The following is a 21,908-nucleotide window of genomic DNA, read 5'->3' as shown; positions in this document are numbered from 1 at the left end:
TTTTAAAAAGTATTTAAAATAAGATGATTAATGTTAATTACAGTTTGGTTGTGCGCATTTAGATTTTCTAAATAAGAAATTTCAATATCTTTTGCAGTTTCTAAACTTTGGATGTATTGAAAAAAGTCTATTTCTCCTTCTTTATATGTAAGGTTGGCAGTTTTTATTATTTCATCTTTAAGGATTTCTCCTTCATTTTCATAATAACTTACAGCCTGTTGATATTGTTTTAAGGTTGCTAAAAGCGCATTGTATTGGGTTTCTAACTTTGTTTTGTAATCTTGCTTTTGTTCAGAAACAATTTCTTGAGCAATCTTTGAAGCTTTAATTTTTGAACTATTACCAGAAAATAATAACGGAATTTTTAAACCCAATTGATACCCTTGTATATTTCTATTTAGTTGGCTATTCGTTCCTTGAAAATACTCTAAACTAATATCTGGCAATAAATTTTGTTTCTCTTTTTTAGTCAAAGCCTGTTGATAGTTTTTTACATCTTCAAAATAGCGCAAACCTAAATTGTCTGGCGTAGCAATAGTTTCAATTTTTAACTTTTGAAGCGGTTGGTCTATAATATGTAAAGAATCTATTTGTACTACTGCTTTTAATTGTTCCGATGAAAAAACAACCTCTTGCAATGCTTGATTATAGGCTGTTTCAAGTTGCTTTTGTTTTGATTTGGCAGTAATCATTTCTAAATAATTAGTTTCACCTAATTCAAATTTCCGTTTCGCTTTTTTAGCAAAATCAGCATATAAACTATCTAAAAAACGATAAGTTTTAACTTTATTTTTTGCATAACTAAGCTGATAATACTTACTGTAGACAGCCTTTTTAATTTGTAAAAACTGAATATTATAATGAGTTTCCTCGATACTTACTTTTGCTTCCTGCACTTTTTTATCAGCAAAATAAACTGTCGGAAATTTAAAATCTTGGGCTATCCCAAAAACTTTTAAAGGTTGATTATTTATAGCCAAGTTATTTTCGTCGTAACTATAATAAACAGCAGTTTTATCAAAATTAAATGCGTTTCCAACAAGTGCATTACTTTCTGCTACTTTTAGATTAGAAGCTTTTAAACTCGCATTATTTTTAATAGCTAACGCTAAAGTTTCGTCTAAAGTTAGTTTGCTTTGTGCAGAATTACTTAGGATAAAAAAGAAACCAAGAATAGTTAAAACAGCATTTTTATTCATTTTAATAGCTTTTTTTTCCTCGAACCACGCATATAAAACGGGTAAAACAATTAATGTTAAAATGGTTGCAGTTACCAAACCACCAACAACCACTGTTGCTAATGGGCGTTGTACTTCGGCACCTGCATTTGTAGAAATTGCCATTGGTAAAAAACCTAATGCAGCGGCAGCAGCCGTTAACAAAACAGGTCGTAAACGTTCTTTTGTTCCTCTTTTTATGCGTTCTTCAATATCTTCTACACCTTCTGCTTTAAGTTCTTTAAAATGTTCAATTAAAACAATTCCGTTAAGAACCGCAATTCCAAAAAGTGCAATAAAACCAACACCGGCAGAAATGCTAAAAGGCAAGTCTCGAATCCAAAGTAATAAAACACCACCAACTGCAGAAAGAGGAATGGCAGAATAGACTAGTAAAGCCTCTTTTACAGAACCAAATGCAAAGTATAAAAGCAGAAAAATTAAAGCTAAAGCAACAGGAACAGCTACCATTAATCGTGCTTTTGCACTTTGTAGGTTTTCAAATTGGCCTCCATAGGTTACTTTGTAGCCAACTGGTAATTTTAGTTTACGATCAACAATAGCTCTTACATCATTAACCACCGATTGTAAATCTCTATTTCTAACGTTTACGCCAATTACAATTCTACGTTTTGTATCGTCTCTTGAAATTTTGGCAGGACCTGTTGTATATTTAATTTCTGCTAATTCGCTAAGCGGAACTTTAGTTCCGTTTGGAGTATCAATATATAAATGTTGCAGGCTTTCTAGATTTTTTCTATTGTTTTCATCTAAACGAATTACTAAATCGAAACGTTTTTCACCTTCAAAGACGTTGCCAACTGTACTGCCGGCAAATCCCATGGTAATTATCTCATTTACATCCGCAATATTTAAACCATAGCGTGCAATTTTACTTCGGTTAAAGGTTACGCTCATTTGTGGCAAACCTTCTACTTTTTCTATAATAATGTCAGAGGCACCTTCAATATTTTTAATAAGCTCTTTTACTTCGTTTGCTTTGCTAGCTAAAACAGATAAATCATCACCAAAAATTTTAATGGCAACATCTGCTCTAACACCTGTAATTAACTCGTTAAAACGCATTTCTATTGGTTGCGTAAACTCTACTTCCATACCAGGTATTATTGATAAGGCTTCTTTAAATTTATCTGCTAATTCGTCTTTACTTTCTGCAGAAACCCACTCGTCTTTTGGTTTTAATTTGATAATAACATCGCTTTCTTCCATAGACATTGGGTCTGTAGGAACTTCTGCAGCACCAATTCTACTAACTACTTGATCAACTTCTGGAAAATTATCTAAAAGAATTTGTTCAATTTTAGTGGTAATTTCTATGGTTTTACCAAGTGATGTTCCTGTTTTTAATACAGGTTGAATCACAAAATCACCTTCATCTAGCGTAGGCACAAATTCGCCGCCCATTCTACTAAATAGAAACACGCTAGATGCTAATAAGAATATTGCAAAGCCGATCACGATTTTTTTGTGCTGCAATGCCCAATTAATTGATGGACTGTACCAAGAGTTTAAAGCTTTCATTAGCCGAACAGAAATGTTCTTTTCGCTTTGTTTTTGAGGTTTTAAAAAGAGTGAAGACACAACCGGAACGTACGTTAAACACAACAACATTGCACCAATTAAGGCAAAGCTAAAAGTAAGTGCCATAGGTCTAAACATTTTACCTTCTACGCCACTTAAAGATAAAATAGGAATGAAAACAATTAAAATGATTAATTGTCCAAAAATGGCAGAATTCATCATTTTTGAGGCGCTTTTAAGTGTAATTGCATCAATTTCTTTCTGTTTTACTTCTGTCGATAGCGATTTTAGTTTGTCACTTTCGCTAATTATCTTAAAGGCAATAAACTCGACAATAATTACAGCACCGTCAATGATAATTCCGAAATCGATGGCGCCCAAACTCATTAAATTGGCATCAACACCAAACACATTCATCAGTGAAATTGCAAATAATAAACTTAAAGGAATTACAGAAGCTACAACTAAACCAGAACGTAGATTTCCTAATAATAAAACGACCACAAATATTACAATTAATGAGCCTAAAATCAGGTTTTCTGATACTGTAAATGTAGTTTTATCAATCAGTTCACTTCTTTCTAAAAATCCGTTTATATAAACGCCTTCGGGTAAACTACTTTGTATTTCGGTAACGCGTTCTTTTACAGCGTCAATAATTGCTTTAGAATTTCCATCTTTCAGCATCATAATTTGGCCAAGCACTTTTTCACCTTCACCATTTCCTGTGATGGCGCCAAAACGTGTAGCGCTTCCAAAACCAATTTTAGCAACATCTTTAACGTAAATAGGTACGCCTTCATTTTTAACCACAATATTGCCAATATCATCTAAACTTTTTATCAAACCTTCGCCACGAATAAAAAATGTTTCGTTCGTTTTTTCAATATAACCGCCACCTGCAACACTGTTGTTTTTTTCTAAAGCATCATAAATTTCGACTACAGAAATTTGCATGGCATTTAGTTTATTCGGGTTTATAGCAACTTCATATTGCTTTAAAAGTCCGCCCCAAGTATTCACTTCTACAACTCCAGGAATGCCGGATAGTTGACGTTTAACAACCCAATCTTGAATGGTACGCAGCTCGGTAGTTGAATATCTATCTTCGTAACCTGGTTTTACATCTAAAATATATTGGTAAATTTCGCCCAAACCGGTTGTTATTGGTCCCATTGTTGGTGTGCCAAAACCTTGAGGTATTTTTTCGGAAGCCGATTTAATTTTTTCTGCAATTAATTGTCTTGGTAGATAAGTGCCCATATCGTCATCAAAAACAATAGTTACTACCGATAATCCAAATTTTGAAATTGATCTAATTTCTTCTACACCCGGTAAATTAGCCATTTCTAGCTCAACTGGGTAGGTTATAAATTGTTCAATATCTTGTGTAGATAAGTTACGCGATGTAGTAATTACTTGCACTTGGTTATTGGTAATATCTGGCACAGCGCCAATAGGTATTTGGGTTAATGAGAAAATACCAAAACCAATAATAAATGCTGTAAAAATGAAAATAAGCAGCTTATTTTTTAAGCTGAATTTTATAATGTTTTCTAACATAATCCATAAATAATTTAAGAAATAATAAAAGCCTATTTAAAAATAGGGTTAAAATCTAAAATAATTTAGGCATGTTTGGGTGGCTGAAAAATAGAAGGTTTTTCGAAAAATGAAAGTGATTCTTTGTAAGAATAATTGGGTTTAGCTTCTAAAACAATATTATTGCTTATTTCAAAAAGTAAATTATTGAAGCTAAAATCTGTAATGTGGTGCGTGCAATTGTGCGTGTGCTGCTTAAAAGGTAAGTCTTTATGTTCTTTATGATTTTTTTTAGCTACAAGATCTTGATCTCCATAATGTTCATATAAAAATTCAAAAAAACTATCACCATACTTTTCTTGATGATACTGCGCGTGTTCTAACAATACATTTAGTTTAGTAAATGATGCAACATCAATATTTAGACTCTGAAGTAGAATCAAATTTGATAATAGTATTGTTATTAATTTAGTCATTCACTGCAAATTTAATTATTTATTACATATAAATAAAATATTTCAACTTAGAAAATGGTTCGTTTAAAAATTTGCTCTTAATTGTACACTTCCAATATGGATAGTTTTAGAATTTTCGCTTTTTCTGCCTAAGTAATTCAGGTTTAAGTTTAAAAAAGAATTTAGTTTCTGATTAAATAATAAACTCCAGGTATAATTTTTTCCATTTTGCAATCCTTCTAACATTTGATAAGCAACGGGCGTATTTACACTTCCTGTAAAATCATTTAAAAACACATTAAGATTTGCAGAAATCTGATTTTGCTTTTTACTGATATAAAAATATTCCACTCCGAATTTTTGTTGCTTTAATACTTCGAAATCTTGCAGTTTGTTTTGCTTGTTTTTAAAGTGATAAAACGCAGAAAATCGGTTGTTATCATTGTATAAAAAAGTGAGTTTTGGCTGAATTTCTTTTGCATCAATTTCGTAATTTCTGTTGATAAAATTCTCAGTTTCTAACGTGTTTATAGCTGTTTTACCCAAAAGGTCTATCAACCAAAAATCTGCAAATTTATGAGCGTATTCTAGTTGATAAAGTTTTATGTTATTTTCTTGATTACCAATAAAATACTGTTGTTTTATTTTAGAATCACCGTAGGTCAAAGTTACACTGTTTTTTTGTAAATCTTTATTGAAAAACAAACTGTTTCTAAAACTTAGATTTAAGCCAATTAACGAGTTTTCATCAAAATTAAAAGGATTTAATTGAAACGAATTTTCTCCTCTTTCTTGTTCGTTTGCCACGGATAAAAAACTCTGATTGTAAAAATGAGAAATCAGTTTTTTAAAACCAGTTGTATTTGACCATTTTCTTGGGTTTACTGTTACATTTTGCTGAAATTTTGCGCGTTGTGTTGCCAGAAAACGCAAGTTTGGTTTTGGCAATCTAAGATAATTGGCTTGGTCTTGAAATTGTGCAATTTCAAACTCATTAAAATCTTGCACGCCGTCATTATTGTAATCAATCCATGTATAATAACCAAAGCCAGGCTCGGTTTTTACATACATATAATCTTGTCTTGGAACATTGCCCGAAGAGGTTTCATACACAGAACTTAAAAGAATAAATTCATTAAATAATTTCTGATTAAAAACAATTCTTGAATTCAAGTTTTTTTCGTCTTCTGTAAAGTTATTTTTTGTGATTCTGTAATTTGCAAACACACTTAAATCAGTATTTTTATTTTGGATGAGTTTACTGTTAATATAAAACGTTTTTCGGTTGTTAATTTCAGTAAATTCATTCAATTTGATGCTGTCATTATTTCTGTAATTAATCCCGATTTTTGCAAAAATTTTAGTAGAATCTCCAACGCCAAAATAACCTTCATATTCTTTAAAACGATGACTTGTAGCTACAAAATTTTGAGTATCAATATTTTTTCTGCTATTCGTTTCAAAATTTACAAAAGCGCCAATCCAAGATTTTTTTAAACTTTGCTCTGCTTTTGCGCTGGCTCTAAAAAAGGAATTGTCTTCTAGTGTAGAGGTGTTTTCTAAAAAACTTCCATCAACAAAAACAGCGGTATTATTTAACTTTAATTTCGATTTTAGTTCGTGTTTAGTTCCGTTAAAAACATCCGTATAATTTAGATTGTTAAAGCGATACAGTACAAAATCATCTTTTTTGTTTTGCAAACGTACTTCGGATTGAAAATAGTTTTTTGTAGCTGTATTGGTTAAAATATTCCAATCTCGATTAAACTCTACGGTTTCCCAACGCTGAATTGTTCTAAAATTTTTGTGTGCAAACTCATAATTGATGTTACTTTTTAACTGCCATTTTTTATCAATTAAAACTTGTTGCCAACCAACTTTTGCCGCCAATGCTTTATTTTGATTGTCATCTATGTTAGAAAATAAATTGGCATCGTTATTACTCAATGCAATTTCTGAATTAAACCGCGTTTTTTCTGTTGGATTATAATTTGATTTTACAATAAAAAATTGCGATTTTGTTGGCGCAATTAAATTTACAATAGGTTGGTAATCTCCTTGATTTACCCCAACAAAAACAAAAATATTGCCAATAGCGATGCTTCTATCTAAATTATAATCGCCATTATTTGCCCCAACATTTGTAAAAGTTACGCTGTACAATTCATCGGTTTCAATTTTGGAATATTCAAAGTTTTCTACAGCTCCTGTTGTTACTTTCTTATACAAAATTTTGTTCTCATTATAAGTGTCTAAAAAAGCACTTTCAGAAAACATAGCATCTGTATTGTTGCCAGCATTTGCTAAAATTTGTTTTTGTTCTATGGTTAAATTTTGTTGTATTGGCTGATTTTTAGCATCGTTTTCCGAATAAAAATAACCCGCAATAGTTAGTTTTTCACTTTCATAAGATACTTTATCATAAGTAATAAAACGGGTGTAATTTCTATCCGAATATTGAAATTCTACCGTAATTCTCATATCATTTGTAATAGGAAAAATAGTATTAAAAGAAATTTCTCCTAAATTATAGTTGACAGTAAAGTCTCCATTTTCTCCGCGCTTTAAAGGAATTCCGTTTACATAAACACTTTCACTGCCTTCAATAATTAAAATTGCAGCTTCATTATTTGCACCAAAAAGTTTATACGGCCCTTGATTTCCTTCGACGCCAACAAATCTAAAATTATTAAACTTTCCTCTAACAACTGCGCCAGATGCAGCAACTTTTAAGTTTTCGTTGATGTTTGCTTCAACCTCTAAACCAGCAACTTGTTTTGTAAAAGGTAAAAAGAAACTCTTGTTATTTTTAAGTGAAATATCACCTGCTTTTACACGCCAATTATCGCTGAACATTTCAATAAAAATTCGATCAAAATCTGTGATATTTTGCGAATATCCATTTTCTTGAATCGGAATATTAGTGTCAAAAATATTAGCTCTTAAAGTAACATCCTTAGAAAGTTTGCCAGATATTTCTAAATCTAAAGCCGAGTTTGTAACTGCATTTTGGTTGTTGCCAGAAGTAAGGCCTCTTGTAATAAAACCTTTGGTTTCTAAACCTTCAAAGAGCTTTACTTCGGATGCTTTTTTATTAGTGGTTAAACTATATAAAACGCCATTATTAGTGGTGTTTTTTATGATGAGTTTTTCATCAAAAGGAGCATAGGTTTTTGTAACAAAATCTGGTAATCTAAAATATTCTACGGTAATTTTTGAGTATTTTTTTGAGTTTATAATTAAGACTGCTTGGTTAAAATCTATTTTATAATCCGAAGAAAAAAGCTCTTTTTTTGAAACATCAAGGATTTTAAATCTTTGAGAATTGATAGGAACAGAATCTAATTGAATGGTATCTGTTTTTACTTCAATAACTTTTTTTCTAAAATCTTTAGATATTGTTTGCGATTGGATAGAAAATCCAATAAGAAAAATCAAAAAGAAAATATTTTTTTGAAACATATAAAACAATACCTAATGAACGTAAAAATATGTTTTTTATGTTTTAATAGATTTAATTTAAAAAAGAGATTGCTGTTTTACTGGATTTTCATGAGCTAATAACCATTTTTTACGCCAAATTCCGCCTGCATATCCTGTTAACGAACCATCCGAACCAATAACTCTGTGACACGGAATAATAATCCAAATTGGGTTTTTACCATTTGCAGAGGCAACGGCGCGTATCGCTTTTACATCACCTAAAGCCTTACTTTGTTCTAAGTAACTTTTGGTTTTACCATAAGGAATGTCTAGTAAAGCTTGCCATACTTTTATTTGAAATTTAGTTCCTTTAGGGTTAACTGTTAAATTAAAACTAGCCCTTTGTCCGTTAAAATATTCTTTAAATTGTTTAACGCATTCTTGTAAACACTTGTGGATTTCTGCATTAAGTAGTTCATCAGAAATTGCGTCATCATCTAAAACAGAAACAGACTGAATTCCGTTTTCATTGCCAATAATTTTTGCAATTCCTAAAGGTGTTTTGTAATAAGTGGTATGTGAATTCAAATTATAAGGCATTTTCAGCATCAAAAGTAATAAAAACTATTCGATTTCTTGTAAATCCTTTGTAAAACACATTTATTTTTTAAATATTCAAATAGCTTAAAATCAATCTATTAAATTTTTTTTCTAAAAGTTATTTATTTATTTGGTAGGGTAAAGCTAAACGAAATACATTAATAAACAGAAGCACGAATCAATAAGTAATAACAATTTAAAAATCAATAATTATGAATAATTCAATATTAAAAACAGGAATTTTAGCTTTACTACTATCATTTGCATCTTGTTCTGAAAACGGAGAAAGTATGGCAGATGATTCACAAACAAGAAACACAAAAGTTTCTATTACAGATGCACCAATTGACAATGCAGAAGTAAGTGGCGCTTTTGTAACGATTACAGATGTAAAAGTTGACGGAGTCTCTATTCAAGGATTTACAACGACTACAATTGATTTAATGACTTTGCAAAATGGAACAAAAAAAGTATTAGGCGATTTAGATTTAAAAGTAGGTGCAATGTCTAGTGTTAGCTTAATTTTAGATTGTGATATGGATGCGAATGGCAATGCTCCTGGAAGTTATATTAAAACAAAAAATGGTTTAAAACACAAATTAGAAGCTTCTAGTAACGAAATTAAGATTTCTGATAAAGTAGAGGTTTTAGCAAGTACTGCAAACGAAATTATTATTGATTTCGATTTAAGAAAAACAATAATTGCATCGAATAGCATTCAAAGTAATTTTGATTTTGTAACTGATTTTGAATTATCTAAAGGTGTAAGAGTGGTAAATAATGAAGGAGCTGGTACGGTTTCTGGTTCTGTTTCTGATAGCAATAATACAGCGGAAACTATTGTAGTATTTACCTATAAAGCAGGTGTTTACACAGAATCGGAAGCGAGTGGGCAAGGAGCAAGTAATGTACAGTTTGCAAATGCAACTACAAGTGCAATTGTAGCTTCAAATACTACTTATGAATTAAATTTTTTAAAGGAAGGCGATTATGAAATTAAGTTTGCTGCTTTTGAAGATTCTAATAATGATGGCAAGCTAGCGTTTAAAGGAATGTTAAACGTAGAAAGCACATTAGGACTAAATGTAAATAGTTTAAATGTATCCTCAAACGCTAACGTTAATTTATTGATAAATGTAAAAGGGATGAAATAATATAACCCCCAACTTTTATTTGATTGAAACCCGATTTAAAAATCGGGTTTTTTTGCTTTATTATAAAAGTTTTGTAGTTCTGTAGAAATTATTTTTTTATAAAATATTGAAATTTTGAACCTCTTTTTCTACAATTTTTAGAGTCACTACGGATGTTATATTAGATGATATCAAATTATTTTTTTGATAAAAAACGACCTTCAATACCATAAGACAAACCAATGTTTATACTGTAACCTTTTAAATTTGGGTTAAAATTAGAATTACTCATAAAAATACGTGCTCCAAAATAACTGTTTCCTTCTTCTCTTACATCAAAAAAGGTGGGCGTAAAATTGATGGTTTTTTTGTTTTTAAAGTCAAAGTTTACTCCAAAGATAGAAGTTGCTGCCGAAGTTTCTTGCTTGTTTTCTTGGTCTCCTACTTCTCCAAAAAAGGTAACACCATAGCCTGCAAAAGGTACAATTCTAAATTTTTTTGTTTCATAAACAGGATATCCGAAATAGCCATTTAAAAGTCCGATGGTACTTTTTTCTCCTTCAGGAATCATTAAAGAATCGTCCATTAAATCGGTATTTAATTTACTGTTCGTAAAGCTCATATTTAATCCCATAAATACTTTTTTATACGAAAACTCAAAACCAAGCGACATTGCAATTGTGTTGTTAAAAATTTCGCTGTAGGTATCGCCATAAAAACCAAAATCTACACCACCATACAAACCATAAGTCCAATTACTTTTTCTAAAATCGGGTAGTTCAAATGAGCTAGAAGCCGCTAATTCTTCTGTTGTTTTTAAAAGCCATTGATCTGTAACTTCTCTTTGAATTCCGTAATTTCCTTCTTCTTGAAAATCAAGAACCTCTCTTTCTAACTGACTTTTGCTGTCGCTAAATAAAGGGCTCATATCAAAAATATTATCTATAGTGTAAATTCGTTTTTGTAATTTTCTTTTATGAATTTCTACCAAGTTGAAAATTACTTGATTGTAATTTAAATGATAGTCATCTTTTAAATTTTGATGAACAAATGACAAAGACTTATCGATATATGCATCTGCAATAACACCAAAATAGGTAACGTCATCCACTACTTTTTTATCCGTTTGATATCGTAACACATATCCAAGATATGTTGGATTATTTTTGGTTGGTTTTGCCTGAAAATCATCCCAAGTTAGTTTGCCTTCATTCCAATATTTTCTATATTCTTGTGAATTAATTGTACTAGAAAATGCAAATAAGATTATAAATACACAGTATTTTTTCATAAAATTAAACATTAAAGATATCTTTAGAATTTTGAGTAGTAATTTTTGCAATTTCATTAAAACTGATGCCGTAAATGTCTACTAATTTATCAATAACATTTGTTATATAAGAACTTTCGTTTCTTTTTCCTCGAAAAGGTGTGGGTGCTAAATAAGGCGAATCCGTTTCTAAAACAATGTGTTTCAAATCTATTTCGTTTAAAAATGTATCTATTTTTCCGTTTTTAAAAGTAGCAACTCCGCCAATTCCTAATTTCATATTGTACGAAATAGCTTTTTCTGCTTGTTCTAAAGTACCCGTAAAACAGTGGAAAATCCCTCGTAAATCGTCACTTTTTTCAGATTCTAAAACTTCAAAAATTTCATCAAAAGCATCTCTACAATGAATTACAATTGGCAATTTTTTTTCTTTTGCCCATTTAATTTGAGTTCTAAAAGCCTCTTGTTGCTGTTTTAGAAAACTTTTATCCCAATATAAATCGATGCCAATTTCACCTATAGCAAAAAAATTTCTCTTATCAATCCAATTTTTTACATGCGCAAGTTCTTCTAAATAATTTTCTTGTACAGAAGTTGGATGCAAACCCATCATTAAAAACACAGCATCAGGGTTTTCTTTTTCCAACAAGAACATGCTTTCTGTGTAAGAAGAATCTATGGCCGGTATAAAAAAACGAGAAACGCCAGCATCTTTTGCACGCTGTATCATGGCTTTTCTATCGTCATTAAATTGTTCTGAATATAAATGTGTATGCGTATCTGTAATCATTTTTTAGTTTGATTTTCATCAACAAAACTACTAAATATTACTGTTTAGAATACTATTGTTGTACATTTTATAAAACGTACCTTTGCAAAAAATTAAAAGAATGACTTTTAAAGATTTAGACTTATCAAATCAATTACACTATGCGATTGAAGATTTGCGTTTTGAAAACCCAACGCCAATTCAAGAGCAAGCATTTTCTGTAATTAGATCTGGTAAAGATGTTGTTGGAATAGCCCAAACAGGAACAGGAAAAACATTTGGTTATATGTTGCCAATTTTAAGAGATTTAAAATTCTTAAAAACGCAGCATCCAAGAGTTTTGGTGTTAGTTCCTACGCGTGAATTGGTTTTACAAGTTGTAGATGAAATAGAAAAACTAGGAAAATACTTAAATATTCGTGTTTTAGGAGTTTATGGTGGTGCTAATATCAACACTCAAAAGCAAGGAATTGCACAAGGTCAAGATATTATTGTAGCAACGCCAGGTCGGTTATATGATTTAGCGTTGAGCAATGTTTTAAAGCTAAAAACGATTCAGAAATTGGTAATTGACGAAGTGGATGTCATGTTAGATTTAGGTTTTAGATTTCAGCTGATGAATATTTTTGATTTGTTACCAGAAAGAAGACAAAATATTTTATTTTCTGCAACAATGACAGAAGATGTAGATGCTTTGATTGATGATTTCTTTAAAAACCCAGAAAAAATTTCGGTAGCAGTTAGTGGAACTCCGTTAGATAATATTGAGCAAGTTTCTTACAATATTCCTAATTTTTTTACGAAAGTAAATTTATTACATCACTTTTTAAAAGACAGACAAACGTATCATAAAGTATTAATTTTTGTAGCTTTTAAAAGAACTGCAGATTTACTTTTTAAACATTTAGAAGAAGTTTTTGGAAGCGAATTGTGTATTATACATTCTAATAAAACACAGAATTACAGAATACGTTCTATTCGTCAATTTGATGAAGGAAAAAACAGGATCTTGTTAGCTACAGATGTAATGGCGCGTGGTTTAGATTTTGATAACGTGAGTCATGTTATCAATTTTGATACACCCGATTTTCCTGAAAATTATATGCACAGAATCGGTAGAACCGGTAGAGCAGAAAAAGCTGGTAAAACCATTTTGTTTTCTACAGAAAAAGAGCAGGAAAATAAAGAGACTATAGAGGAATTAATGGATTATAAAATTCCGGTTTTAGAACTTCCTGAAGCTTTAGAGATTTCAAAATTATTAACGGAAGATGAACGCCCTAAAGAAGATAGCCAACAGTCTAAAAACAGAACAGCTTTAGAGTTTGTGCCAGGAGCTGCTTTTCATGATAAGAGCGAAAAGAATAGTAAAACCAATCAAGGAGGTTCTTATAGAAGAGAAATTGCTAAAAAATACAAGAAGCCAAAAACAAGAGGAGATAAAAACTACAATTTACGTAATAAGAAAAAGTAATGCATATTTTAAAAGCGCAAGAATTGCACAATTTGGCAATGAACATCGTTGGCGAAAAGTTACAAGCGATGGGTTATGAGTTTCAAGCAATTAATAGCCAGTTAAAAAGGCATCCACAGTTTGTATTATTTAAAAAAGGAGAACCAACCATTTTTGTGTTGGTAAAAACATCCAGTAATTTGCAAGATCCAAATGAGTATGATACCGTTTGGATGGAAACTTTTAAAGAACACGCCAAAAAACAAAATGCCAAAGTTTGGTTTGCTGGCGTAGGTATTGCCAATGCAGAAAGTGTAGAAAATCCTGTTTTTAAAGACCAACCGTATTATGTGGCTTTTGAGGATTTTGTTAAGATTTTGGAGTAGGTTCGTTTAGCGCTGTTGTGTATGATTTGTTGTGTGTTTTAAGCAATAAAGTTAGTAAATAAAACAGAACCAAGAAAGTCCCAAAGGACTTTCTTAAATTGGCTAAAACCAGCAATAAATTATACACGTTGTTGCCATTAGTACTTTTTAGTCCCATTTTGACTTCTTTTTTGTTTGATTGTTTCTCTTCTTGTTTTTGAAGTTGTAAAACTCAAAATTTTTGACAACTGTTCTAATAAGTCTTTTGAAACTTTTGAAGGTCTATATTTGGATATCATTTGCTATTGTTCTAATTGATTTATTAATTCATTAACTCTAGATATTCTTGGGGTTATTTCTTTTTTTACTCTTTTTTTATTTAAGAAATATCCATAAACACCTATTCCGATTGTAGCCACATTAATAAGGATAATTAAGTATGCTGGAACTTTTCCCCAAATGCTGATAGTAAATAACAACATTATTGGGTAAACTGGCAAAATTCCCCAGTAAGCATATGTTTTAAGGAATTTCTTTTGCGTTTGAAGATATTCCCTGTTCTTTTTGAGATAATTTAGATAATTTTCTTCCAAGTCACTTGGCTTAAATTTTTTCACACCTTGATATTTGATTATTAAATAAATAGCACAAATTATCATTAATGCTAATGCTATTTTTATCAGAATGAAAGGAAGCTTGAAAAATAAAAGGATAGATAATAAAACTCCAAATACAGCTAAAATCGATTCTGAAAGTTCTAAATAGTTCCACCATCTGTGTAAACGTTTTAAACTTGATTGTAATTCTAACATCAATTTAGATTTCTCAAATTTAATAAGTTCCTGTTTACTGGACGATTGCCAGATTTTAATTAATTCATCTTCAATCATAATATTCATTTATACAGTTAAACAATTTTGATTTTATCCGCTTGATTTTTACGGCTAAGTGATTTTCAGATAATCCAAGTATCTCTGAAATTTCTCGGTATGCTAATCCCTCTAGGTACAGAGCAACTATTGCTTTGTCTCCTTCATTCAATTTTTTGACACACTTTCTTAAAGCTATTAGTTTTTCACTATCCGTTTCGGTAGTTTCTTCAGAACCTATATTAGAAATAGATATACTGTCTAATCTTATAAATCGATTTTGGTTCTTTCTGTGTTTAGATTTAAAACGAAGGCAAACATTTAATGCTATCCTAAACATCCAAGTATCAATAGATGAATTACCTTTAAATGAATTCATTGACTTCCAAATGTGAATTAAAACTTCTTGAAATAGATCTTTAGAATCTTCATTACTATCTGAATAAATAGCGCAAATTCTATATAACTTATCCTGATTTTCTTTTAATGCAGAAAGAAATGTGGTTTTCTGTTTTTTCATTTTTAATACTTCCCTTTACTACTTTAGTTACCAAAATTTCCTAAATATGACACTTTAGTCGTGTTTTTAGTAGAAAAAGATGATAAAACTGTTATTTAAGGTCGTTCGGTCAGTATTAATGGCAACTATTATAATATGACATCGTTTTAATGTTTTATATCAGGACTTAAACGAAGTTAATTGTTTTTTTTTGAGAAAGTCAAGTGTTCTCTAAATTAGCATATAAAAGAATTGCACAATTTAGCCACGAATATCTTTGGCGAAAAGTTACAATAAATGGGTTATGAGTTACAATCAATTAATATCCAGTTAAAAAGACATCCACAGTTTGTATTATTTAAAAAAGGAGAACCAACTATTTCTATGTTGGTAAAAACGTTTAGTAATTTGCAAGATCCAAATGAGTATGATACCGTTTGGATGAAAATTTTTAAAGAACATGCCAAGAAACAAAGTGCCAAAGTTTGGTTTGCTAGCGTAGGTATTGCAAATGCGAAAAGCGTAGAAAATCCTGTTTTTAAAGACCAACCGTATTATGTGGCTTTTGAGGATTTTGTTAAGATTTTTGGGTAGGTTTTAACAGTTAGTTTAAGTAAAGTAGGGCAATCGGTAAGCGATGATCTTTCGGTTAAGCACAAAGTTAGATACGAGCAAAAAACCTTTAATTTATTACTGTTTCACCTATTTTATATAGATTGTTAGCTACTGGTATTTTCTACTTTTCAATATTTGAATTAATTTTTTTTTCGGCAATAAATTTTGAATATCCCTCTACCATAGCACGGACACATGCTTTCGGTGTTGTACCGTCTTCCCAAATTCCCTTACAAGGCTCATTAATTAATTCGGGATAGTTTTTTCTTATCCATTCTTCTGCTTCATAAAAAATGGGTGGGTCATTAGATGAAGTAGTAATAGAAAATATTTTTTCGTTTTTTATAACAATATGAAAAGTATCAGTTACATTTAAATTTAGTTCGAGTGCCTTAATCAAATCATCTTTAACGGTTACAGGACAAATAATTAAAGTGTCATTTTTTACTTCACAAGGATATCTTTTAACAATCTCATAGTTACCGCCTTCTGCCCATCCTTGATAGTATAAAATTTCCGATTTAGAATTTTCTGCATATTTTAACATAGGCAACAATTCATTAGAATTGAAAGAATAAAAAGCATCGATAAAATTATTGGCAATAGTAAGTTGCTGTTCTAAATTGACCTTAGATTCTGGATTTGATGAATTCTTACAACTACAAAATGAAAAAATAAGCAGGAATAATAATGGCTTAACACTCATTGTTTTAAATATATTTGATTAGTCGGTTTTTTTAAGCGTCTCCCATTTGTCCCAAGATATCTCTCTTCCTGGATAGGCTACGTTTTTAAATGGCCATTCATTATCAACCCAATTTTTTACATTATCAAACAAGATTTTATCCATTCCTTTTTCTAATAAACCTGTTCTTACCCACATATAGATTACTGCATCAAAATTCCCATTGTTCTTTTTTGGTGTGCCAATATCAAAATCACTCATATAAAATGGTAAAATATATACGCAACCAAGTACTTCGCCTTCATCTAAACTGACTACTGTATAAGTAAAAGAACTTCTCATTTGAAATTCTGACTGATGCCACCCTAAATCAATTAAATCTTGTTCTAAAGTTAAATTTTTTGGCCATCCAGCCCAAGTTGGGAACATTTCCTGTAATTCTTTTGAACTTGACATAACAGCATCATAATCCTTAACAACATCATTAATTGTTAGGGCTCTTAATCTAAAATGTTCATATTCTTTTGATTTAGGAACAACAAAATCTGTTGGTACTAAAGGGGTAAATTGAGCAATGGTATTATTACAGTATCCAAATAGTAGGATGCAAATTATTAACTTATATTTTTTCATTGTTTATTCTTTAGTTTATTGAGTTTTGGTTTTTTTTCTTGAGGCTAACTGTTATGATATTAAATCGTTTATACACGGTGTTGTTTTTTAGTTGTTTTTATTTTATTTCTCATTTTTTTAATTCATTATTAATTTGAGAAATAAGTTCCATACATTTTTTTTTCATTTCAAAAAAAGTTCCATTCATACTTCCAAAATTAAGAGATGCAAAAGCAAAACCATTCTTTTGTTTTTGGTCATTAAATATATCTCCAAAGGATTCTTTGGTTAAATTTCCACGAACTCCCATTTTTCCGTTCGACAGTTGAAATACATAGTTTTTTGACATAGAATTGATATCATGTTTTTCATAACTTCCTGGATGAAGTGTTTGTTCAGCATCATTTCTCCAGTGGTTTTCATTGTTTTTTAATTTTTTATAGAGTAAATCTAAATTCAGTACACCATTTTTTATCGAATCATTTGAGATTATTGCAAAATTCCCTGAATACTTAAGCTCTTGGTAAGTGTTGTCTATTAAATAAAAACTTTGCCAAGTGTAGATGTCTACAAGATGTTTGTTGAATGAATTCCAATTATTTACTTGTTTGCCGTTAAAATGACCCATTACAGTGTTTGCTGAATTAATTAGGGAGTTTCGCCTATCAACGAACTGATCGATTTCTATAATTGATAGTTGCAAATCCCTTTTAATATTATTTAGATATACAACTTCGTTTTCTCTTATTTTTCTTTCTTCGTTCCAATTATTAATTGATAATGCAATCAAAATTCCAATAACAACAAGAATAATTTCTCCGATTGCATATTTAAAATATTTTCCAGTTTTATTTTCCATGAGCAAGTTTTGGCGAATTTTTCTAAAGAATTTTATCATTAGTTAGTAGTTTGTCAAAATGAAGTACAACGTGTTTTGTATGATTAATTGCGGTGGTTGGAACTAAATTAGTAAAAGAAAACGAACTAAAGCTAAATCCGTAGGATTTTCTTAGTAAACACAGAGCGAGCAATTAATTATACATATTGTTGTGCCTAGTTTTTATTTGAAGAATTAGTGTCACACAACTGTCATATAATTGTCATAGCAGCGTCTCATCGTTTTCAGTAATAAAGAATAGGCAATAGTTATCTTTGTTCAATAATTAATATTAAATACATAGAAAAATTATGAAGCCTGATGCAATTAATTTGAGAGATACTAAAAAAATGAGATTGGAGCGCCATTGGTCACAAGACCAATTGGCAGAAATGAGTGGGTTAAGTATAAGAACTATTCAGAGAATTGAAAATGGAGAGAATGCAGGTTTAGAATCTTTGAAATCTTTAGCAGCAGTTTTTGAAATCAATATTACTGATTCAGATAAGACAGAGGAAAAGGAACAGATTAGAAAAGAAGAAGAGTACCTTCAAAATGTTAAGGGGTTTTATAAGCTTGTTGCAATTTCAATTTTAAGTTTGGTAGCTCCATTTATTATTGCAGTTAATGATTCATCCAATTGGAGTGTTTTTTTATGGTTACTGCTTTCTTGGGGAGTAATATTGGGAATCTATTCTCTTAATGTTTTTGACTTCTTTGGAGAAGAATGGAAAAGAAAAATGATTGATAAGAAATTCAAAAAGAAGTAAGGATTTTTAATTAGGCACAACTATTATAATATGAAATCGGTTTTATGTTTTATATCAGAAGAAAAATGAAGTTAGTTGTTTTTTTTAGAAAGTCAAGTATTCTTTAGATTAGCATATAAAAGAATTGTACAATTTGGCAATGAACATCATTGGCGAAAAGTTACAAGAAATTGGTTATGAATTTCAAGCAATTAATAGCCAGTTAAAAAGACATCCACAGTTTGTATTATTTAAAAAAGGAGAACCAACCATTTTTGTGTTGGTAAAAACATCTAGTAATTTGCAAGATCCAAATGAGTATGATACCGTTTGGATGGAAACTTTTAAAGAACATGCCAAAAAATAAAATGCCAAAGTTTGGTTTGCTGGCGTAGGCATTGCCAATGCAGAAAGTGTAGAAAATCCTGTTTTTAAAGACCAACCGTATTATTTGGCTTTTAAGGATTTTGTTAAGATTTTGTAGTAGGTTCGTTTAGCGGTTACTGCATGTTTAGTGGCGTTTTAAAGAGTCGAAACTTTCAGTTTATTAAAGAATTTTGAAAAAAGAACTGAACTTCAAATTTAACACTATGTAGCCATTAACTATACAGATTGTTATGAGCTTTTTTTATTTCTAATTATTTTTACTATTCGGTTATATACAATTTCTGCCAAATTCCACATATATAGTTTAGAATCTGTTGTGTTATTAAACAGAACAACAACAGTATCAATATCTTCATGATATTCGGAAAAACTCTGATACCCAAGAACCCACCCCGAATGTTTGTACACATAAATTGAAGAATAGATTTCTTGTTCGCCTTCATCAAACACTGAACCATTGTTTAGTGCTCTTAAAAAAATTCCAACATCTTCTGCTGTAGCAAACATTCCACCATATTCCGCTTTTAAATCGGATTCATAGCCAACATGATAGCCACTCATAATATCATCTATATTTACTTCATTAAGAGAATTGAATGTATTGTTTAGCTGGAGTGGTGTCAAAATTTTCTCCTTAATATATTGGTTACGACTATAACCTAAGACCTTGTCCATGAGTTTCCGAAGCAATAAATAATTCGTGTTTGAATAACCATAATCTTCACCTGGCTCAAAATTGGCTGGCAAATCAAGTGCCAATTCAAGAGTTTCTTTACGACTTTTCGGTCGGTTATCCCAATAACCATAATCCGTATAATTTGGAATACCACTCCGATGTTGTATCATCAACCTCAGAGTAATTTTTTCTGCATTTTCAATTCTACCCACAAGTTCTGGAAAGTAATCAGCGAGCGTTTTATCTAAAGATAAATGTTTGTCTTTAACTAATTTCGTGATAGCAACAGCGACATATAGCTTACTGATACTGCCAATATTGAATAAGGCTTGCGGGTAGGTCGGTATTTTGTTTTTTCGGTCTTTCCAACCACTTGTATAAAATGCTGGCGGTTTACCTGCTTCGTCCACATAAACAATCATTCCATCAAATCCATAATCAATTGCCTTATTTACTTGTTCTTCAACAGTATCAGGTAGTGGTAATATCCAAGCTTTTACCAAAGTCCATGGTACGAGCCACAAAGAAGATATACTTACAATAATAAATATTATTCTGAGTATTCGTTTTGTTTGTTTTTTTGTCATTCTATTTCAGGTGAATGTTTTTTTAATTGCTCATAACTGTTATAATATGAAATCGTTTTAATGTTTTATATCAGGAGTTAAACGAAGTTAGTTGTTTTTTTTAGAAAGTCAAGTATTCTTTAAATTAGCATATAAAAGAATTGCACAATTTGGCAATGAACATCGTTGGCGAAAAGTTACAAGCGATGGGTTACGAGTTTCAAGCAATTAATAGCCAATTAAAAAGACATCCACAGTTTGTATTATTTAAAAAAGGAGAACCAACTATTTTTATTTTGGTAAAAACGTTTAGTAATTTGCAAGATCCAAATGAGTATGATACCGTTTGGATGGAAATTTTTAAAGAACATGCCAAGAAACAAAACGCCAAATTTTGGAGCGCTGGCGTAGGTGTCGCCAATGCAGAAAGTGTAGAAAATCTTGTTTTTAAAGACCAACCGTATTATGTGGCTTTTGAGGATTTTGTAAGGATTTTGGAGTAATTTAAAGATTAGTAGTTAATTTTTAAAGACTAAGTTTTTCTGCTATTCACAAAATATTTTATAGTTCTTTAGACACTAAATAGGTGGTGTATGTTAAATAGAAGGTAATTAATATGAGTGCTTCCCATCTATCTAATTTTCTTTTTTTACCTGTAAACATTGCTATTATCAAGAAAATTGTACCTCCAATCAATATTGCTAAATCTTGATTAAAAATCTGATTGTATTTTATAGGGTTTATTAAAGAACTAACAGAAAGAATTAATAAAATATTAAAGATGTTAGAGCCAATAACATTCCCAATTGCAATGTCGCTATTCTTTTTAAAAGCAGCTACTAACGATGTTACCAACTCTGGTAATGAAGTGCCGGCAGCAATGATTGTTAATCCAATTATTTTTTGACTAATTCCAAGTTCTGTTGCAATTTCAATACTATTATCTACCACTAACTTCCCACCAATAATTAGCCCAACAAAACCAATTAAAATTAAACTCCAAATTTTTGAGTTTGATTTTTTTTCATAGTGAATTACTGCTGGTTTTTCTGATTTCATTTGTTTAAACATATAGTATAAAAAACAGAAAAAAGAGAAAAGTAGAAGCATACCATCGAGTCTTGATATCTCTGAATTTTGATTCATAAAAAAATCGTTTGCAAGTGCGAATAAGACTAATGAAATTATTAATGAGATCGGAATTTCTCTCCAAGCAGTTGAAGACTGCACTGTAATTGGATACACTAAACCAGCGATACCAAGTATAATAAATAAGTTAAAATTATTACTACCAATAACATTTGCCAAAACGATATCTGAAAGTCCGTCAACAGATGCAACAGAATTCACTACCAATTCAGGTGCAGAAGTACCAAATGCAACGATTGTTAAACCAATTACAAGATCCGGAATATTGTTTTTTTTAGCCAAAGAAGAAGAACCTTCTACCAGCCAATTAGCTCCAAAAATTAATCCTAAAAAACCAACAGCAATTAACATTAACGAAACAATCATTGTAAATATTTTTTTTATAACTGTATCAAATGTAATACAAAACCAATATTGATTTATAGACTGTGCAAACTTTATTATTTCATTTTAAT

Annotated in this window: 20 protein-coding genes; 7 read left to right on the top strand and 13 right to left on the bottom strand. The window is 30.5% G+C overall.

Annotation, left to right across the window (positions count from 1 at the left end; all coding sequences use genetic code 11):
- Positions 1 to 2: 2 nt before the first annotated feature.
- From BTO16_RS10645 to BTO16_RS10630, 4 genes are all read right to left on the bottom strand, one after another.
- Positions 3 to 4,322: a CusA/CzcA family heavy metal efflux RND transporter gene (locus BTO16_RS10645; RefSeq protein ID WP_105021669.1), complete on the bottom strand. Its 4,320-nt coding sequence runs from the start codon at positions 4,320 to 4,322 to the stop codon at positions 3 to 5.
- A gap of 65 nt (positions 4,323 to 4,387) precedes the next feature.
- Positions 4,388 to 4,777 carry a hypothetical protein gene (locus BTO16_RS10640; RefSeq protein ID WP_105021668.1) on the bottom strand — a complete coding sequence of 130 codons (390 nt, stop codon included), beginning with the start codon at positions 4,775 to 4,777 and terminating at the stop codon, positions 4,388 to 4,390.
- A 63-nt stretch (positions 4,778 to 4,840) separates the two neighbouring features.
- Positions 4,841 to 8,194, bottom strand: a complete 3,354-nt coding sequence (locus BTO16_RS10635; protein ID WP_245892100.1) for a hypothetical protein — start codon at positions 8,192 to 8,194, stop codon at positions 4,841 to 4,843.
- Positions 8,195 to 8,275: 81 nt separating this feature from the next.
- Complete coding sequence (locus BTO16_RS10630; RefSeq protein WP_105021666.1) at positions 8,276 to 8,779, bottom strand: methylated-DNA--[protein]-cysteine S-methyltransferase; 504 nt, start codon at positions 8,777 to 8,779, stop codon at positions 8,276 to 8,278.
- A gap of 212 nt (positions 8,780 to 8,991) precedes the next feature.
- Between BTO16_RS10630 and BTO16_RS10625 the strand changes: the two genes are divergently transcribed.
- Positions 8,992 to 9,933 (top strand): DUF4382 domain-containing protein, encoded by a 942-nt coding sequence (locus BTO16_RS10625; protein ID WP_105021665.1) that lies wholly within the window; start codon positions 8,992 to 8,994, stop codon positions 9,931 to 9,933.
- Between the two features lie 175 nt (positions 9,934 to 10,108).
- On the opposite strand, the gene BTO16_RS10620 is transcribed toward BTO16_RS10625, so the two are convergent.
- Both BTO16_RS10620 and BTO16_RS10615 read right to left on the bottom strand, forming a co-directional pair.
- Positions 10,109 to 11,203, bottom strand: a complete 1,095-nt coding sequence (locus tag BTO16_RS10620; RefSeq protein ID WP_146105387.1) for a hypothetical protein — start codon at positions 11,201 to 11,203, stop codon at positions 10,109 to 10,111.
- A gap of 4 nt (positions 11,204 to 11,207) precedes the next feature.
- Positions 11,208 to 11,972 (bottom strand): TatD family hydrolase, encoded by a 765-nt coding sequence (locus BTO16_RS10615; protein ID WP_105021663.1) that lies wholly within the window; start codon positions 11,970 to 11,972, stop codon positions 11,208 to 11,210.
- A 100-nt stretch (positions 11,973 to 12,072) separates the two neighbouring features.
- Between BTO16_RS10615 and BTO16_RS10610 the strand changes: the two genes are divergently transcribed.
- Together BTO16_RS10610 and BTO16_RS10605 are read left to right on the top strand one after the other, a co-directional pair.
- Complete coding sequence (locus BTO16_RS10610; protein ID WP_105021662.1) at positions 12,073 to 13,425, top strand: DEAD/DEAH box helicase; 1,353 nt, start codon at positions 12,073 to 12,075, stop codon at positions 13,423 to 13,425.
- Positions 13,425 to 13,790, top strand: coding sequence for a Na(+)-translocating NADH-quinone reductase subunit F (locus BTO16_RS10605; RefSeq protein WP_105021661.1), 366 nt, complete (start codon positions 13,425 to 13,427; stop codon positions 13,788 to 13,790). Before BTO16_RS10610 ends, BTO16_RS10605 begins: the two co-directional genes overlap by 1 nt.
- 281 nt (positions 13,791 to 14,071) lie before the next feature.
- Here BTO16_RS10605 and BTO16_RS10600 read toward each other — a convergent pair whose 3' ends face one another.
- The gene (locus BTO16_RS10600) at positions 14,072 to 14,659 is read right to left on the bottom strand and encodes a hypothetical protein (protein ID WP_146105386.1); all 588 of its coding nucleotides are present in this window, start codon (positions 14,657 to 14,659) and stop codon (positions 14,072 to 14,074) included.
- On the bottom strand, positions 14,652 to 15,158 hold the full coding sequence (locus BTO16_RS10595; protein ID WP_105021659.1) for an RNA polymerase sigma factor: 507 nt from the start codon (positions 15,156 to 15,158) through the stop codon (positions 14,652 to 14,654). The genes BTO16_RS10600 and BTO16_RS10595 overlap by 8 nt, the downstream gene beginning before the upstream one ends.
- A gap of 276 nt (positions 15,159 to 15,434) precedes the next feature.
- Here BTO16_RS10595 and BTO16_RS10590 point away from each other — a divergent pair, with 276 nt between their 5' ends.
- On the top strand, positions 15,435 to 15,731 hold the full coding sequence (locus BTO16_RS10590; RefSeq protein ID WP_245892099.1) for a Na(+)-translocating NADH-quinone reductase subunit F: 297 nt from the start codon (positions 15,435 to 15,437) through the stop codon (positions 15,729 to 15,731).
- 142 nt (positions 15,732 to 15,873) lie between these two features.
- On the opposite strand, the gene BTO16_RS10585 is transcribed toward BTO16_RS10590, so the two are convergent.
- From BTO16_RS10585 to BTO16_RS10575, 3 genes are all read right to left on the bottom strand, one after another.
- Positions 15,874 to 16,458 carry a hypothetical protein gene (locus tag BTO16_RS10585; protein ID WP_105021658.1) on the bottom strand — a complete coding sequence of 195 codons (585 nt, stop codon included), beginning with the start codon at positions 16,456 to 16,458 and terminating at the stop codon, positions 15,874 to 15,876.
- 18 nt (positions 16,459 to 16,476) lie between these two features.
- Positions 16,477 to 17,070, bottom strand: coding sequence for a GNAT family N-acetyltransferase (locus BTO16_RS10580; RefSeq protein ID WP_105021657.1), 594 nt, complete (start codon positions 17,068 to 17,070; stop codon positions 16,477 to 16,479).
- Positions 17,071 to 17,179: 109 nt separating this feature from the next.
- Entirely contained in the window at positions 17,180 to 17,908 is a 729-nt protein-coding gene (locus BTO16_RS10575; protein ID WP_170064443.1) for a DUF6090 family protein, read from the bottom strand.
- A 329-nt stretch (positions 17,909 to 18,237) separates the two neighbouring features.
- Between BTO16_RS10575 and BTO16_RS10570 the strand changes: the two genes are divergently transcribed.
- Both BTO16_RS10570 and BTO16_RS17860 read left to right on the top strand, forming a co-directional pair.
- Positions 18,238 to 18,696 (top strand): helix-turn-helix domain-containing protein, encoded by a 459-nt coding sequence (locus tag BTO16_RS10570; RefSeq protein ID WP_105021655.1) that lies wholly within the window; start codon positions 18,238 to 18,240, stop codon positions 18,694 to 18,696.
- Positions 18,697 to 18,829: 133 nt separating this feature from the next.
- Entirely contained in the window at positions 18,830 to 19,042 is a 213-nt protein-coding gene (locus tag BTO16_RS17860) for a hypothetical protein (protein WP_245892098.1), read from the top strand.
- A 248-nt stretch (positions 19,043 to 19,290) separates the two neighbouring features.
- Here BTO16_RS17860 and BTO16_RS10560 read toward each other — a convergent pair whose 3' ends face one another.
- Positions 19,291 to 20,325, bottom strand: a complete 1,035-nt coding sequence (locus BTO16_RS10560; protein WP_105021654.1) for a serine hydrolase domain-containing protein — start codon at positions 20,323 to 20,325, stop codon at positions 19,291 to 19,293.
- Positions 20,326 to 20,480: 155 nt separating this feature from the next.
- Between BTO16_RS10560 and BTO16_RS10555 the strand changes: the two genes are divergently transcribed.
- Positions 20,481 to 20,807 (top strand): Na(+)-translocating NADH-quinone reductase subunit F, encoded by a 327-nt coding sequence (locus BTO16_RS10555; protein ID WP_105021653.1) that lies wholly within the window; start codon positions 20,481 to 20,483, stop codon positions 20,805 to 20,807.
- Between the two features lie 58 nt (positions 20,808 to 20,865).
- On the opposite strand, the gene BTO16_RS10550 is transcribed toward BTO16_RS10555, so the two are convergent.
- Positions 20,866 to 21,819 carry a calcium/sodium antiporter gene (locus BTO16_RS10550; protein ID WP_105021652.1) on the bottom strand — a complete coding sequence of 318 codons (954 nt, stop codon included), beginning with the start codon at positions 21,817 to 21,819 and terminating at the stop codon, positions 20,866 to 20,868.
- Between the last annotated feature and the right edge of the window lie 89 nt (positions 21,820 to 21,908).

This window comes from Polaribacter glomeratus, assembly GCF_002954665.1.
Classification (GTDB): Bacteria; Bacteroidota; Bacteroidia; order Flavobacteriales; family Flavobacteriaceae; genus Polaribacter; species Polaribacter glomeratus.
The sequence above is the reverse complement of the archived record's forward strand: the minus strand, read 5'-3'. Positions and strand labels throughout refer to the sequence as shown.